This window comes from Streptomyces spinosisporus, from assembly GCF_022698145.1.
Classification (GTDB): Bacteria; Actinomycetota; Actinomycetes; order Streptomycetales; family Streptomycetaceae; genus Streptomyces; species Streptomyces spinosisporus.
The window spans coordinates 556,673-571,653 of sequence record NZ_JALDAX010000003.1; the positions used below are offsets into that span (position 1 = coordinate 556,673).

General features: G+C 70.9%; 11 protein-coding genes. 6 read left to right on the forward strand and 5 right to left on the reverse strand.

Translation table 11 applies throughout. The annotated features are described in order from the left end of the window. The first annotated feature begins 4 nt into the window (after positions 1–4). Positions 5–838 (forward strand): hypothetical protein, encoded by an 834-nt coding sequence (locus MQN93_RS10770; protein ID WP_242709281.1) that lies wholly within the window; start codon positions 5–7, stop codon positions 836–838. Between the two features lie 753 nt (positions 839–1,591). Further along, positions 1,592–4,594 (forward strand): bifunctional [glutamine synthetase] adenylyltransferase/[glutamine synthetase]-adenylyl-L-tyrosine phosphorylase, encoded by a 3,003-nt coding sequence (locus tag MQN93_RS10775; RefSeq protein WP_242709282.1) that lies wholly within the window; start codon positions 1,592–1,594, stop codon positions 4,592–4,594. 17 nt (positions 4,595–4,611) lie between these two features. Here the strand turns inward: MQN93_RS10775 and MQN93_RS10780 are convergent, their stop codons facing one another. Both MQN93_RS10780 and MQN93_RS10785 read right to left on the reverse strand, forming a co-directional pair. Next, on the reverse strand, positions 4,612–5,475 hold the full coding sequence (locus tag MQN93_RS10780) for a phosphatase PAP2 family protein (RefSeq protein WP_016435699.1): 864 nt from the start codon (positions 5,473–5,475) through the stop codon (positions 4,612–4,614). Between the two features lie 131 nt (positions 5,476–5,606). Beyond that, complete coding sequence (locus tag MQN93_RS10785; RefSeq protein ID WP_037782914.1) at positions 5,607–6,641, reverse strand: LacI family DNA-binding transcriptional regulator; 1,035 nt, start codon at positions 6,639–6,641, stop codon at positions 5,607–5,609. A 360-nt stretch (positions 6,642–7,001) separates the two neighbouring features. Between MQN93_RS10785 and MQN93_RS10790 the strand changes: the two genes are divergently transcribed. From MQN93_RS10790 to MQN93_RS10805, 4 genes are all read left to right on the forward strand, one after another. After that, positions 7,002–8,276, forward strand: a complete 1,275-nt coding sequence (locus MQN93_RS10790) for an extracellular solute-binding protein (protein ID WP_242709283.1) — start codon at positions 7,002–7,004, stop codon at positions 8,274–8,276. A 102-nt stretch (positions 8,277–8,378) separates the two neighbouring features. Continuing rightward, positions 8,379–9,383 carry a carbohydrate ABC transporter permease gene (locus tag MQN93_RS10795; RefSeq protein ID WP_242709284.1) on the forward strand — a complete coding sequence of 335 codons (1,005 nt, stop codon included), beginning with the start codon at positions 8,379–8,381 and terminating at the stop codon, positions 9,381–9,383. Between the two features lie 13 nt (positions 9,384–9,396). Beyond that, positions 9,397–10,317 (forward strand): sugar ABC transporter permease, encoded by a 921-nt coding sequence (locus MQN93_RS10800; protein WP_016435703.1) that lies wholly within the window; start codon positions 9,397–9,399, stop codon positions 10,315–10,317. Positions 10,318–10,514: 197 nt separating this feature from the next. After that, complete coding sequence (locus MQN93_RS10805) at positions 10,515–12,191, forward strand: glycoside hydrolase family 13 protein (protein WP_242709285.1); 1,677 nt, start codon at positions 10,515–10,517, stop codon at positions 12,189–12,191. Positions 12,192–12,232: 41 nt separating this feature from the next. Here MQN93_RS10805 and MQN93_RS10810 read toward each other — a convergent pair whose 3' ends face one another. The 3 genes from MQN93_RS10810 to MQN93_RS10820 are packed head-to-tail and all read right to left on the reverse strand — an operon-like array spanning position 12,233 to position 14,948. Then, positions 12,233–12,805, reverse strand: a complete 573-nt coding sequence (locus tag MQN93_RS10810; RefSeq protein WP_242709286.1) for a hypothetical protein — start codon at positions 12,803–12,805, stop codon at positions 12,233–12,235. After that, positions 12,799–14,595: a caspase family protein gene (locus tag MQN93_RS10815; protein WP_242709287.1), complete on the reverse strand. Its 1,797-nt coding sequence runs from the start codon at positions 14,593–14,595 to the stop codon at positions 12,799–12,801. Before MQN93_RS10815 ends, MQN93_RS10810 begins: the two co-directional genes overlap by 7 nt. After that, complete coding sequence (locus tag MQN93_RS10820; RefSeq protein WP_016435707.1) at positions 14,592–14,948, reverse strand: effector-associated constant component EACC1; 357 nt, start codon at positions 14,946–14,948, stop codon at positions 14,592–14,594. Before MQN93_RS10820 ends, MQN93_RS10815 begins: the two co-directional genes overlap by 4 nt. Positions 14,949–14,981 lie beyond the last annotated feature (33 nt).

Here is a 14,981-nt window from a genome sequence, read left to right on the forward strand (position 1 = left end):
CCCCATGCACCTCATGCACATGCACCCCATATGCGCCGCGGGCGCCGGCGCTCTGACCACCGTCCTGCTGGCCACCGGCTGCGACGGAGCGTCCGCCGAGTCGGCATCCGGGGAGAAGGCGTTCTCGGCCGTCGGCTTCACCTTCGGCGCCCGTGGCGACATAGCGATCCACGGTGCCTCGCGCGCGGCGGTCACGCCGGCCGGGACGCACCCGGTGACGGCGGGCCGCGCGTACCGGTTCGCCCGGCCCGGTGACCGGCTGCTGGTCGTGCTGCGGCACTGGCCCGAGTCCCGCACGAAACGGGCCTCGCTCGAACGCCCGACCCGGCAGTTGCCGCCCGAGGAGCAACCCGTCGAGACAGGATTCCTCGTCGACACCGCGAGCTGGGTACGGGCCGGTCTCGACGGTCACCACCTGCAATGGCTGCGCCGCGACACGATCCGCGTCGATGCCACCGGCAACGCGCCGGGCGACCTCACCCGACTCACGCTGTCCGGGCCCCACGGGGGTGGGCCCGGACAGCGTGTCCCACCGCCCACCACGCACGCGTGCACGCACCTCGACCCGGACACACCCCGCCGGGCCACCCTGCCGGACATCGAACGGGGCACGGACGTGACGTCCGCCCTCACCCGCCTCCGCGCCCTCTGCCTGAACATCCAGTACGCCACCACCCCCGGCACCGCCCACCCCGGCACCGTCCACCAGATCCTCCTCCCCCTGGCCGACCGACACACCCCCTCGATCGCGATCCCCACCGACCACACCACCCCGCTCCCCAACGCCCAGCCCCTCCTGGACCCATCCCGCCCGGCCACACTGATCCTCACCCGCTGAAACGACGCTCGCGCAGACGCCCACACTCGCGCCACCCGCGCCAAACGACACCGCCTTCCCCGGCCGGGCTCCCGGCGACCGGGTCTTCCTGGCCCCGTCGTCCCGCCCGGCAACGGTGGAACACACCCGCTAATACGGCGTTCCGCGCAGACGCCCACACTCGCGCGCCTGACGGCATCGCCTTCCCCGGCAGGGCTCCCCGCGACTGGGTCCTCCTGGCCCCGCCCCGCCCGGCCACGGCGGTGCTCATCCGCTGAGGCGGCGTTCCGTGCAGGCGCCCGCACTCGCGCACCGCGCCAAACGCCATCGCCTTCCCCGGTCGGGCTCCCGGCGACCGGGTCCTCCCGGCCCGTCCCACCCGGCCACGGCGGTGCTCATCCGCTGAGGCGGCGTTCCGTGCAGGCGCCCGCACTCCCGCACCCACGCGCCACGTGCCTGGACGTCCCATACGTCACCGCCCACGGCGCCAAATGCCCCGGCCCCGTACGTCACCGCCCACGGCGCCAACAGCCCCGGCCCCGTACGCCACCCCCCCACGGCGCCAACCACCCCGCCCCCGCCCGGCCGACAGGCCACACCTTCAGCCGCCGTACCCACCAAGAACCACGCTCCCAGCGCCCAGGCCCTCCCGCCCCCACCCCAGCACCGCTCACCCGCTGAGACACCCCTCCCGCCCAGGCGCCCCCGCCCCCGTCAGCGGCTAGGCTCTCGGCAGTACGACCTTGGTCCGAGGGTTCGAACAGGAGGACGGGGATGAGCGCGCCGGGGCGCAGGAGCAGTACCTTTACGCGGCTGCTGCGGCACGGATTCACCGATCCCTCGGCCGCCGAGCGGCTGCTGGACAGTGTGGAGCTCATGCATGTGCGCGACGACCCGGTCCTGCTGGAGGCGCTGGGGGCGACCGCCGACCCGGATCTCGCGCTGCTCGGGCTCGTACGGCTCCTGGAGGCGCAGCCCGGACCCACCGCGCGCCACGAACTGCTGGACACGCTGATAGCGGCCAAGCCGCTGCGCGACCGGCTGCTCGGAGTGCTCGGCGCCTCCGCCGCGCTCGGCGACCACCTGCACCGCCACCCGCGCGACTGGGAGGCCCTGGTCACCTACGAGCCGCGGGACCTGCACCCGGGCGTCGAGGAGTTCGAGCGGGGGCTCGCCGAGGCCACCGACCCCGTCTCCCTGCGCGTCGCCTACCGCCGCTGTCTGCTGTCCATCGCCGCCCGCGACGTGTGCGGCACCACCGACATCGCCGAGAACGCCGCCGAACTCGCCGACCTCGCCACCGCCACCCTGCGCGCAGCCCTGGCGATCGCAAGCGCCGCCGCCCCCGAGGACGCCGCGATGTGCCGCCTCGCGGTGGTCGCGATGGGCAAGTGCGGCGGCCACGAGCTCAACTACGTCTCCGACGTCGACGTGATCTTCGTCGGCGAGGCCGTCGACAGCGCGGACGAGGACAAGGCGCTGCGGGCCGCCACCCGGCTCGCCTCGCACATGATGCGGATCTGTTCCGAGACCACCGTCGAGGGCTCGATCTGGCCCGTCGACGCCAATCTGCGGCCCGAGGGCAGGAACGGCCCGCTGGTGCGCACCCTCTCCAGCCATGTCGCCTACTACCAGCGCTGGGCCAAGACCTGGGAGTTCCAGGCCCTGCTCAAGGCCCGCCCGGTGGCCGGCGACATCGAGCTCGGCGAGGAGTACGTCGCCGCCCTCGAACCCCTCGTCTGGAAGGCCGCCGAGCGCGAGAACTTCGTCGTCGACGTCCAGCAGATGCGCCGCCGCGTCGTGGAGAACATCCCCGTCGCCGAGGTCGACCGCGAGCTGAAGCTCGGCCCCGGAGGCCTCAGGGACGTCGAATTCGCCGTACAGCTGCTGCAGTTGGTGCACGGCCGCGCGGACGCGGGCCTGCGCAGCGGCACCACGCTGAACGCGCTGCAGGCGCTGGCGGCGGGCGGCTACGTGGGCCGCGCCGACGCCGTGCAGCTCGACGAGGCCTACCGCTTCCTGCGCTCCATGGAGCACCGCATCCAGCTCTACCGGCTGCGCCGCACCCATCTCGTCCCCGAGGACGAGGCCGACCAGCGCCGCATCGGTCGCTCGCTCGGCCTGCGCGTCGACCCGGTCGCCGAGCTGAACCGCGAGTGGCGCCGCCACGCCTCCGTCGTACGCCGACTGCACGAGAAGCTCTTCTACCGCCCGCTGCTCGACGCGGTCGCCCAACTCGCCCCCGGCGAGGCCAGGTTGAGCGCCGAGGCGGCCCGCGAGCGGCTGGTCGCGCTCGGGTACGCCGACCCGGCCGCGGCCCTGCGCCACCTGGAGGCGCTGGCCTCGGGCGTCACCCGGAAGGCGGCCATCCAGCGCACCCTGCTGCCGGTCCTGCTCGGCTGGTTCGCGGACTCCGCCGACCCGGACGCGGGCCTGCTCAACTTCCGCAAGGTCTCGGACGCGCTCGGCAAGACGCCCTGGTACCTGCGGCTGCTCAGGGACGAGGGCGCCGCCGCCGAGAACCTCGCGCGCGTGCTGTCCGCCGGCCGCCTCGCCCCCGACCTGCTGATGCGCGCCCCGGAGGCGGTGGCCCTGCTCGGCGACGGCGGCGGGGACGGCGGCGGCCTCGAACCGCGCGGCCGGGAGCAGCTGGAGCAGGAGATCCTCGCCGCCGTGCGCCGCGCCCAGAACGCGGAGCAGGCCGTCACCGCGGCCCGCGGCGTACGCCGCCGGGAGCTGTTCCGCACGGCCGCGTCCGACATCGTCGGCTCCTACGGCACCGAGACCCAGCCCGCCGAGGCCGACGAGGGCAGCCTGGTGGACCGGGTCGGCGGCGCGATCTCCGACCTGACGGCGGCGACGCTCGCGGGCACGCTGCGCGCGGTGGTGCGCGAGAGCTGGGGCGACACCCTGCCGACCCGCTTCGCAATCATCGGCATGGGCCGCTTCGGCGGGCACGAACTGGGCTACGGCTCCGACGCCGACGTGCTCTTCGTGCACGAGCCGCTGGAGGGCGTCGACGAGCGAACGGCCGCCGATGCCGCGAACAAGGTCGTCTCCGAGATGCGGCGGCTGCTGCAGATCCCGAGCGCGGACCCGCCGCTGCTGATCGACGCCGACCTGCGCCCCGAGGGCAAGTCGGGGCCCCTCGTGCGCACCCTCAAGTCCTACGAGGCGTACTACCGCCGCTGGTCCCTGGTCTGGGAGTCACAGGCGCTGCTGCGGGCCGAGCCCGTCGCCGGCGACGAGGACCTGGGCCGCCGCTTCGTCGAGCTGATCGACCCGCTGCGCTACCCCGCCGAGGGGCTCGGGGAGGACGCCGTACGGGAGATCAGGCGGCTGAAGGCCCGCATGGAGTCCGAGCGGCTGCCGCGCGGCGCCGACCCCAAGCTGCACTCCAAGCTGGGGCCCGGGGGCCTGTCCGACGTCGAGTGGACCGTCCAGCTGCTGCAGATGCAGCACGGATGGGCCGAGCCGGGGCTGCGGACGACCCGTACCCGCGAGGCCCTGGCGGCGGCGTGCGCGGCCGAGCTGATCTCCGCCGAGGACGCGGCGACCCTGGACGAGGCCTGGGTGCTCGCCACGCGCGTGCGCAACGCCGTGATGCTGGTGCGCGGCCGGGCCGGCGACACCTTCCCGTCGGACGTGCGCGAACTGGCCGCGGTCGGCCGCTACTTGGGCTTCGCCGACGGCCACGTCGGCGACATGCTCGACGCCTACCGCCGCTCCACGCGACGGGCCCGGACCGTGGTGGAGGAGCTGTTCTACGGCGCGTAGGTCTTCGGTGAGCCGTTCTACGGCGCGTAGACCTTCGGTGACGGAGCGGGTCGAGCGGGTGCCGGCATGCGGGGCAGGGCGTACGGCAGGCGGCCGTACCAGAGGCGGGCCACCGCGAAGCCGAAGGCGAGGCACAGCAGTCCGCCCACCGCGTCGAGCCAGAAGTGGTTGGCCGTCGCCACGATGACGGTCAGTGTCGCCATCGGGTAGAGAAGGCCGAGCACCCGCGCCCAGGGCGCCCTGGCCAGGAAGAAGATCGTCAGCCCGCACCACACCGACCACCCGATGTGCATGGACGGCATCGCGGCGTACTGGTTCGACATGTGCTTCAGATCGCCGGAGGCCATCGAGCCCCAGGTCTGGTGGACCATGACCGTGTCGACGAAGGTGCTGCCGGTCATCAGCCGCGGCGGTGCCAGCGGACACAGGTAGTAGCCGACCAGGGCCACGCCCGTGGTCGCGAACAGCACCAGTCGTGTCGCCGCGTAGCGGCCCGGGTGCCATCGGTAGAGCCACACCAGCACGCCCAGCGTCACCACGAAGTGCAGCGTTGCGTAGTAGTAGTTCATGCCGACGATCAGCCAAGTCACCGAGTTCACCGCGTGGTTGACCGACTCCTCGACGGCGATGCCGAGATGGTGCTCCATCCGCCACAGCCAGTCGGCATTGCGCAGCGCGTCGTGGCGCTGCTCCGGAACCGCGTTGCGGATGAGCGAGTAGGTCCAGTAACTCACCGCGATCAGAACGATCTCGAACCAGAGGCGGGGTCGGCGCGGGGTGCGCAGCCGGCGCAGAAAACCCGGTCGGTCCGCGGCCGTGAGGGAGTCAGGAGCGGCCGTATGTCCACGGTCTTCCAGACTGGTCACGGTCGAGTCACCCATAGGCACAAAGTCTGCCAGAAACGCCTTCGCCCACCGATCATCCCTCGGTCGGGTTCGAAGCGCATGTCCTACGACGGCGGAAGGCCCCGGCCTCCTACCAGCGCACGGCGCAGGGCCCCGCATTCTCCGCCCTAGGGACGATTCCGGTCCCCAGGTGCCGAAGCGGTCGAACCGCGCACCACCAGCTCGGGCATGAACACGAACTCACTGTGCGGCGCAGGCGTTCCGCCGATCTCCTCCAGCAACGTGCGCACCGCCGCCTGCCCCATCGCCGGGACCGGCTTGCGGATCGTCGTCAGCGGCGGGTCGGTGAAGGCGATCAGCGGGGAGTCGTCGAAGCCCACCACCGAGATCTCGCGCGGGACTTCGAGGCCGTGCTGCCGCGCCGCCCGTATCGCACCGAGCGCCATCATGTCGCTCGCGCACACCACCGCCGTGCAGTTGCGGTCGATCAGCGCGGTGGCGGCGGCCTGGCCGCCCTCCAGGGTGTAGAGGGAGTGCTGGACCAGCTCGGTCTCGATCTCCTGCGCACTCAGGCCCAGCTGGTCCTGCATCGCGCGGACGAAGCCCTCGATCTTGCGCTGCACCGGCACGAACCGCTTGGGCCCGAGCGCGAGTCCGATCCGGGTGTGTCCGAGCGACGCCAGATGCGTCACCGCCAGCGTCATCGCGGCCCGGTCGTCGGGGGAGATGAACGGCGCCTGCACCTTCGGCGAGAAGCCGTCCACCAGCACGTACGGAACGCCCTGTGCGCGCAGGCGGTCGTAGCGCTCCATGTCGGCGGTGGTGTCGGCGTGCAGTCCGGAGACGTAGATGATGCCGGCGACGCCGCGGTCGACCAGCATCTCGGTGAGTTCGTCCTCGGTCGAACCGCCCGGGGTCTGGGTCGCGAGGACCGGGGTGTAGCCCTGCCGGGTCAGGGCCTGGCCGATCACCTGGGCCAGCGCGGGGAATATCGGGTTCTCCAACTCCGGGGTGATCAGGCCCACCAGGCCCTCGCTGCGCTGCCGCAGACGCACCGGGCGTTCGTACCCGAGGACGTCGAGGGCGGCGAGCACGGACTGACGGGTGGTGGCGGCGACGCCCGGCTTCCCGTTGAGGACGCGGCTGACGGTCGCTTCGCTCACCCCCGCCTGCGCAGCGATGTCCGCAAGCCGTGTGGTCACGGCACCGGACTGTACCGGCCGTATCGTCATCGCGGTCCCTCAGTTCTGGTCGGTGCCCCTCGTCCCGCAAGGCGATGATTCCCGTGCGGACGCAGGATGGCAAGAGCTTGCAGAGTCTTGCACAACCCCGGCAACCCCCGCTCGACCCCGGGGAACACGGGTCTCGCGGCGGTCGACACGGGGTCACGGCGGGGTAACTTCTGCAGCCCCTTGCACTTTTTTGCTGCAAGGTCTTTCGCAAGGCTTGCATCGCTGTTACGTTCCCACTCGCCCGGCGGCTCCATCGGCGCAGTCGGCACGACGGGAGCGGCGGACGGGGCCCTCCCGGCACACACGGGCTTTCACCCTCAAGGAGAACTCATGCGGCGTGGCATAGCGGCCACCGCGCTGGTGGCGTCCCTCGCCCTGGCGGCGACGGCGTGCGGCGGAAGTGACAGCGGCAGCGACAAGAGCGACGGCCCGGTCACCCTCACCTGGTGGGACACCTCCAACGCCACCAATGAGGCGCCGACGTACAAGGCCCTGGTCAAGGAGTTCGAGGCCGCCAACAAGGGCATCAAGGTCAACTACGTCAACGTCCCCTTCGACCAGGCGCAGAACAAGTTCGACACCGCCGCCGGTTCCAAGGGCGCCCCCGACGTGCTGCGCTCCGAGGTCGGCTGGACCCCCGCCTTCGCCAAGAAGGGCTACTTCCTGCCGCTGGACGGCACCGAGGCCCTCAAGGACCAGGACAAGTTCCAGTCCAGCCTGATCAAGCAGGCCCAGTACGAGGGCAAGACCTACGGCGTCCCGCTGGTCACCGACACCCTCGCCCTCGTCTACAACAAGGCCCTGTTCAAGAAGGCCGGCATCACCGAGGCCCCGAAGACCTGGGACGAGCTGAAGGCCGACGCCGCCAAGGTCCAGGACAAGGCGAAGGTCGACGGCTACTGGGGCTCCACCCAGGCCTACTACGCCCAGTCCTTCCTCTACGGCGACGGCACCGACACCGTCGACGCCGCCGCCAAGAAGATCACCGTGAACTCGCCCGAGGCCAAGAAGGCCTACGGCACCTGGCTGAGCCTCTTCGACGGCAAGGGCCTGCACAAGGCGGACACCACCGCCGACGCCTACGCCCACATCCAGGACGCCTTCGTCAACGGCAAGGTCGCCGCGATCATCCAGGGCCCCTGGGAGATCACGAACTTCTACAAGGGCTCCGCCTTCAAGGACAAGTCCAATCTCGGCATCGCCACCGTCCCGGCCGGCACCTCCGGCAAGCCGGGCGCCCCGACCGGCGGCCACAACCTCTCCGTCTACGCCGGTTCGGACTCCGCGCACCAGAAGGCCGCGCTGAAGTTCGTCAACTTCATGACCTCCGCGAAGTCCCAGACGCAGATCGCCCTGAAGAACTCGACGCTGCCGACCCGCGACGACGCCTACACCGCCGAGGTCAAGTCCGACCCGGGCATCGCCGGCTTCCAGACGGTCCTGCCCGCCGCCCGGCCGCGTCCCGCGCTGCCCGAGTACAGCTCCCTGTGGGGACCGCTGGACACCGAGCTGCCCAAGATCGCCGGCGGCAAGGAGTCCCTGGACAAGGGCCTGAGCAACGCTGAACTCGCCATCGCCAAGCTGGTGCCCGACTTCAGCAAGTGAGCCCCGGGTGGCCGTCGGACCCGCCCCGGGGGAGGGCCCGACGGCCACCGGCCTGCGTGCAGCCACCTCTCAGAGCCGTAGAACTTCCAGAAGGTGTCGAACATGACAGTCGCCATCGACCGCGCGACCGGCAAGGTCCGGGGTGGCCGCGGGCCACGCCGGGGCCTCGGGCAACGCCTCAAGCACGGCTACCAGAAGCACTGGTACGCCTACGTGATGATCGCCCCGGTGATCGTCGTACTCGGCGTCCTCGTGCTGTACCCCTTGGTGTACGGCCTCTATCTGACGTTGACCGACGCCAACAGCCTGAACACCGCGCGCACGATCGGCGTCAACCACATCGACGCCACCTACAAGTTCATCGGACTCGACAACTACCAGGACATCCTGTTCGGCCCGACGTCGTACGACCGCTTCTGGTCGCACTTCATCTGGACGATCGTGTGGACCGCGCTCTGCGTCGCGCTGCACTACACGATCGGACTCGGCCTCGCGCTGCTGCTCAACCAGAAGCTGCGCGGGCGCACGCTGTACCGGCTGATCCTCATCCTTCCGTGGGCGGTCCCGACCTTCGTCACCGTCTTCGGCTGGCGCTTCATGCTCGCCGACGGCGGCATCATCAACCTCGCCCTGGACGCCCTGCACCTGCCCACCCCGGACTGGCTGGAGTCCACCTTCTGGCAGCGGTTCGCCGCGATCATGGTCAACACCTGGTGCGGTGTGCCGTTCATGATGGTCTCGCTGCTCGGCGGGCTGCAGTCCATCGACGCCTCCCTGTACGAGGCCGCCGAGATGGACGGCGCGAGCGCCTGGCAGCAGTTCCGGTACGTCACCCTGCCGGGCCTGAGGTCGGTCAGCTCCACCGTCGTCCTGCTCGGCATCATCTGGACCTTCAACCAGTTCGCGGTCATCTTCCTGCTGTTCGGCAACACCGCCCCGGACGCGCAGATCCTGGTGACATGGGCCTACTACCTCGGCTTCGGACAGCAGCCGCGCGACTTCGCGCAGTCCGCCGCCTACGGCATCCTGCTGCTGGCCATCCTGATCGTCTTCACCTCCTTCTACCGCCGCTGGCTGAACCGCAATGAGCCGCAGCTCGCGATCTGAGGCAGGAGTCACCATGAGCACCGCAACGCCCCCCGAGATCACGTCCGACACCACGGTGACCCCGCAGGCCCACGACGCGGCACGGCCCCGCCCGGTCCGCCGGCGCGGGCAGAAGGGACCGCTGGCGACCGCCCTCTCGCACGGCATCCTCGTCGTCGCGAGCCTGATCGCCTTCTTCCCCGTGGCCTGGCTGGTCTTCCTGTCCCTCGGCCCGGACAAGGACGACTATCTGCACCCCGGCGGGATCTGGGGCAAGGCGACGTTCTCCAACTACTCGTTCGTGCTGCAGCACACCCAGTTCTTCGACTGGCTGAAGAGCTCCCTGATCGTCTCGCTCGGCACCACGCTCATCGGCGTGCTGATCGCCGCCACCACCGGCTACGCGGTCTCCCGCATGCGCTTCCCGGGCTACCGCAAGTTCATGTGGGTCCTCCTGGTCACCCAGATGTTCCCCGTGGCCGTCCTGATGGTGCCGATGTACCAGATCCTCTCGGACCTGCAGCTCATCGACAGCTATCTTGGTCTCGTCCTCGTCTACTGCTCGACCGCGGTGCCCTACTGCGCCTGGCTGCTGAAGGGCTACTTCGACACGATCCCGTTCGAGATCGACGAGGCCGGACGCGTCGACGGGCTGACCCCCTTCGGCACGTTCGCGCGACTGATCCTGCCGCTCGCCAAGCCGGGCCTGGCGGTCGCCGCGTTCTACAGCTTCCTCACGGCCTTCGGAGAGGTGGCGTTCGCGTCGACGTTCATGCTGTCCGACACCAAGTACACCTTCGCCGTCGGCCTGCAGACCTTCGTCAGCGAACACGACGCCCAGCGCAACCTCATGGCAGCCACCGCCGTACTGATCGCGATACCCGTCTCCGCCTTCTTCTACCTGGTCCAGAAGAACCTGGTGACAGGCCTGACGGCGGGCGGCACGAAGGGCTAGAACGCCGGTTCTGCAGCGCGCCCCTTAGGGGCGCGGGGCTGTATCTATAAGCGGCTCCGCCGCGTGGGCGCGACCAGCCACGAAGGCGCCGCACCCGAAACCCGAGGCGGTCGTGATGTCCATCCGACCCCGCAGTCATCGCGACCGCCTCGTCACCAACTCGCCATGATCCGAACTCCGTTACATACAAGGACACCATGAGCCAGCAGCACTCCGCCATTGCCCCGGCAGGGCACCCCGCCGAAGTCAAGCGCAGCGACTGGTGGCGGAACGCGGTGATCTACCAGGTCTATCCGCGCAGTTTCGCCGACAGCAACGGCGACGGCATGGGCGATCTGGAGGGGGTACGCTCCCGCCTCCCCTACCTGCGCGACCTGGGCGTCGACGCCGTGTGGCTCAGCCCCTTCTACGCCTCCCCGCAGGCCGACGCCGGCTACGACGTCGCCGACTACCGGGAGGTCGACCCCATGTTCGGCAATCTGCTGGACGCGGACGCGCTGCTGCGCGACGCCCGCGAGCTGGGCCTGCGCATCATCGTCGACCTCGTGCCCAACCACTCCTCCGACCAGCACGAGTGGTTCAAGCGTGCGCTGCGGGAGGGCCCCGGCTCGCCGCTGCGCGAGCGCTACCACTTCCGGCCCGGCAAGGGCCCGCGCGGCGAACTCCCGCCCAACGACTGGGAGTCCATCTTCGGCGGCCCGGCCTGGACGCGGGTGACCGAGCCGGACGGCACCCCCGGCGAGTGGTACCTCCACCTCTTCGCCCCCGAGCAGCCCGACTTCAACTGGGAACACCCGGCGGTCGGCGACGAGTTCCGCTCCATCCTGCGCTTCTGGCTGGACATGGGCGTCGACGGCTTCCGCATCGACGTCGCGCACGGTCTCGTGAAGGCGGCGGGTTTGCCCGACCTCGGCTCGCACGAGCAGCTGAAGCTGCTGGGCAACGATGTCATGCCGTTCTTCGACCAGAACGGGGTGCACGAGATCTACCGCCAGTGGCGGCTCATCCTCGACGAGTACCCCGGCGAGCGGATCTTCGTGGCCGAGGCCTGGACCCCGACCGTCGAGCGCACCGCCAACTACGTCCGCCCCGACGAGCTGCACCAGGCCTTCAACTTCCAGTACCTGTCGACCGCTTGGGACGCGGGCGAACTGCGCGAGGTCATCGACCGCACCCTGGAGTCGATGCGTCCCGTCGGCGCCCCCGCGACCTGGGTGCTCTCCAACCACGACGTCACCCGGCACGCCACCCGCTTCGCCAACCCGCCCGGCCTCGGCACCCAGATCCGGCTGGCCGGCGACCGCGCACTGGGACTCAGGCGCGCCCGGGCCGCGACCCTGCTCATGCTGGCGCTGCCCGGCTCGGCCTACGTCTACCAGGGCGAGGAGCTCGGCCTCCCGGACGTCGTCGACCTCCCCGACGAGGTCCGCCAGGACCCGGCCTACTTCCGCGGCGCCGGACAGGACGGCTTCCGCGACGGCTGCCGGGTGCCCATCCCGTGGACGCGTGAGGGATCGTCGTACGGCTTCGGCAGCGGCGGCAGCTGGCTGCCGCAGCCGGCGGGCTGGGGCGAGCTGAGCGTCGAGGCACAGCGGGGTGTGCCGGGCTCGACGCTGGAGCTGTACCGCGCCGCCCTCGCGGCCCGCCGTGACCACCCCGACCTGGGTGCGGGCGAGGCGGTGGAGTGGCTGCGCGCTCCCGAGGGCGTACTCGCCTTCCGGCGCGGCGACTTCGTCTGCGTCGCCAACACCACCGGCGAGTCGGTGACGACAGCGTCGTACGGCCGCGTCCTGCTCACCAGCGACGAGGTGACGCAGGCGGACGGCGAGACGAAGGTGCCGGCGGACACGACGGTGTGGTTCACCACGGCCTGACAATTCCGCGTGCCGCCGGTGGGTCGCGCGAGACCCGGGCCCTACCAGGGGTAGAAGTCCGGGTCCAGGAAGTCGAAGTCGGCGTTCGGGTACACCTTGGGGTCGTCCCAACTCAGCGTGAAGGACGGGCAGTTGCCGCTGCCGCCGTCCCACTGGGCACGGAGCGTGATCCGGTCGGGAAGGCCCCCTGTGCGCAGACTGCTCCGCACCTCGTACACCCGCAGCCAGCGCAGCCGACCGCCACCGATCCGCGTGCCGTCCGCGAGGACCTCCCAGCGGACGGTCCGGTCGGCACAGCCCTCGGGCACCTCCACGTGCAGCCCGGCGAAGAGATGAGCGCCGTCGGCGTCGCCGAAGTTGTCGGGAACCGTGAAGGTGGTCTCGACGCGACGGCGTACATCCCAGGCATGCTCGTACTCCGCGTCGTTGAACCGATCGCCGCCGTAGGTCATCACGGTGGCGGGCCGCGCACCGGCGGAGTACCGCAGCGGGCGGTCAGCGGTCGTGCAGCCGCCCAGCATGACGGCGAGGAACAGCCCGCCGGCGACCAGCGCGGCGGCGCTCCCTCCGAACACCGTCCCCCACCTGCCCTGCTCCTTCGCGGCGCTCACCATGCGAGGAAGTCGAAACTCTTGGAGAGCCGGGGGTCGTTCCACACCACGCCGAAGCTCTTGCAGGAGCCGCTGCCGCCGTCCCACCAGGCCTCGAGCGCCACCTTCCCGGCGGTGCCCGACAGCGCACGGTCGATCTTCACCTCGTGTTCCAGCCCGCCGCTCAGGGAACCGTGGCCGATCCGCCGTCCGTCGACCGAGACCTGCCAGCCGATGTGCCGGCTCTCGCACCCCCTGGGCACCGTGACGGTGAGGTCACCCAACAGCCGGTCGGTGGCATCGTCGCCGTCGGGCCGGAACGTGCTCTCGACACTGTCGGCGACGTCCCACACATAGCGCGGACCTTCCGGGGCGTTCACCACGGAGGTCACGCGCCCGGCCGATGCGGGCTTGCGGCCGCTGTCGTACGTGAGCGACACCGAGCCGAGACTGAACAGCCAGACGACCGCGACGTACAGCACGCCCAGCACGAACACGGCGGCCAGGGCGCCGAGTCCGCAACCGGACGGGGGCGCCGGGGCCGGTGCGGGAGCTCCCTCGGCCGTGACGGCTTCCGGATTCCCCGCACGCGTGGCTCGGGCCTCTGCCGTACGTGCGGCCCCCACGGCGATCTCCACGGCCACCGCGGCCCGCGCCGGCTCCTCGCTCATGAGGCACTCCACCTGCTCCCGCAGCACCTTCACCTCCGTCTTCAGGCGCCGGATCTGCTCCTGCTCCTCGGCCAGTTCGGTGCCGACGGTCAGGCTGTAGTCCGCGGCGCGCCCCAGTTCCTGCCGCAGCAGTTCCACCTCCTCCTGCCAGTACAGGAGTTGGTCGGCCAGGTCCGGTGCGGTCCGCTGGGCGGCCCGGCGCAGGGAGTGCAGCCGGGACAGGTCCGACTCCGCGAGGACGACGCCATGGGCGGGCAGGGAATCGACGAACTTCTTCGGAGCGGCTCGTTCTCCGCGCAGCCAGCGGCCCACCACGGCGGTGTCCCCCGGGAGTCGGGCCGCGTCGGCCCCGGCCCGTTCGACGGCGGCCCGCAGCGCCGACGCATAGGCCTCCGCCTCGGGGCCCGGGGCAGGGGACCAGCGATTGCGCACCAGGGCGATGTGCTGGCCCAGGTCACGGGCCCACTGCTGCGGCACCGGGCGGCCCTTGGCGATGAGTTCCCGCCGGACGTGCGTGAACACGGTGCCCATGTCGAGGATCTCCGGCTCATCGGGCACACCCTCCACGGCCGCCCTCAACAGCTCCGCCGTGAACGCCGTGTAGTGCTCGTCCTCCGGCGCCATGGCCGTGCGCGTGGCGGCGGACGCCGTCAGCAGATACGTGCCCTCGATGCTGGTGAGGTCGGCGAGCGACAACTCCTGACCCATGTGCCCGCGCATGGCCGTGCCGCCGTAGCAGCAGTCGAGGACGACGACGCTGCGCCGGGCCCGGCACTCGTGGACGAGGGGACGGAGCTGGTCGTAGTCCACGGAGTCCCAGAGCCGCTCCAGATGGGTGTTCGGCAGCCCGAGGTGCAGGCTGCCCTGCCCCGACACCAGGCCGTGACCCGCGAAGTACACGAGGAGCGCGTCCGTGGCCTCCTCGGCCGCCTTGCTGACGGCGTCCAGGACCTCGACGCTGGAGGTCGGGTCGAGCAGTGAGACACAGTGCTCGGGGGCGGCGAGATTCCAGGATTCGGGGCCGGTGAGCAACTGCCGTACACCCACGAGGTTGTTGGCGACCGAGGGCAGGGGGTCCAGGTGGGCGTACGACGTGACGCCGATGAGTACGGCCCGCGAGGCGACGGGATCCGGCAGGCTCACCCGCAGGCGTCCTCTGCCTCGGGGCGCAGATGTGCCGCGATGCGGGCCACCGTCTCCTCGTCGGCTCCCGTGACCGTGATCGAACGGCCCTCCGCCGTGATCGTGACCGGGGTCCCGGACGGACGCGCCGTGCGCCAGGCCGCGTAGGCCAGGGCGAGGTTGAGCGCCGTGAAGGTCTGGCCGAGCACGAGGTCGATCACCTCGACGGCTCCCATGGTCCCGTCACCCGGGCGTGCGGTGCCCCGTGTCACCGGAGTGCGGTGCCGGACCTCGGGGTCCTGCCGCAGCCATCGGTACAGGTCGAGCGCGATGAGGGTGCCGTCGTCCTTCGCGGCACGCAACTGAACGTGCATGGCCTCCCTTTCCGAGTGCCGGGACGCCCACGG

Excerpts from the sequence above, each read along its gene's own strand:
- MQN93_RS10770 (WP_242709281.1), top strand. The coding sequence starts at position 5 with ATGCACCTCATGCACATGCACCCCATATGCGCCGCGGGCGCCGGCGCT.
- MQN93_RS10775 (WP_242709282.1), top strand. The coding sequence starts at position 1,592 with ATGAGCGCGCCGGGGCGCAGGAGCAGTACCTTTACGCGGCTGCTGCGG.
- MQN93_RS10780 (WP_016435699.1), bottom strand. The coding sequence starts at position 5,475 with ATGGGTGACTCGACCGTGACCAGTCTGGAAGACCGTGGACATACGGCC.
- MQN93_RS10790 (WP_242709283.1), top strand. The coding sequence starts at position 7,002 with ATGCGGCGTGGCATAGCGGCCACCGCGCTGGTGGCGTCCCTCGCCCTG.
- MQN93_RS10795 (WP_242709284.1), top strand. The coding sequence starts at position 8,379 with ATGACAGTCGCCATCGACCGCGCGACCGGCAAGGTCCGGGGTGGCCGC.
- MQN93_RS10800 (WP_016435703.1), top strand. The coding sequence starts at position 9,397 with ATGAGCACCGCAACGCCCCCCGAGATCACGTCCGACACCACGGTGACC.
- MQN93_RS10805 (WP_242709285.1), top strand. The coding sequence starts at position 10,515 with ATGAGCCAGCAGCACTCCGCCATTGCCCCGGCAGGGCACCCCGCCGAA.
- MQN93_RS10810 (WP_242709286.1), bottom strand. The coding sequence starts at position 12,805 with ATGGTGAGCGCCGCGAAGGAGCAGGGCAGGTGGGGGACGGTGTTCGGA.
- MQN93_RS10820 (WP_016435707.1), bottom strand. The coding sequence starts at position 14,948 with ATGCACGTTCAGTTGCGTGCCGCGAAGGACGACGGCACCCTCATCGCG.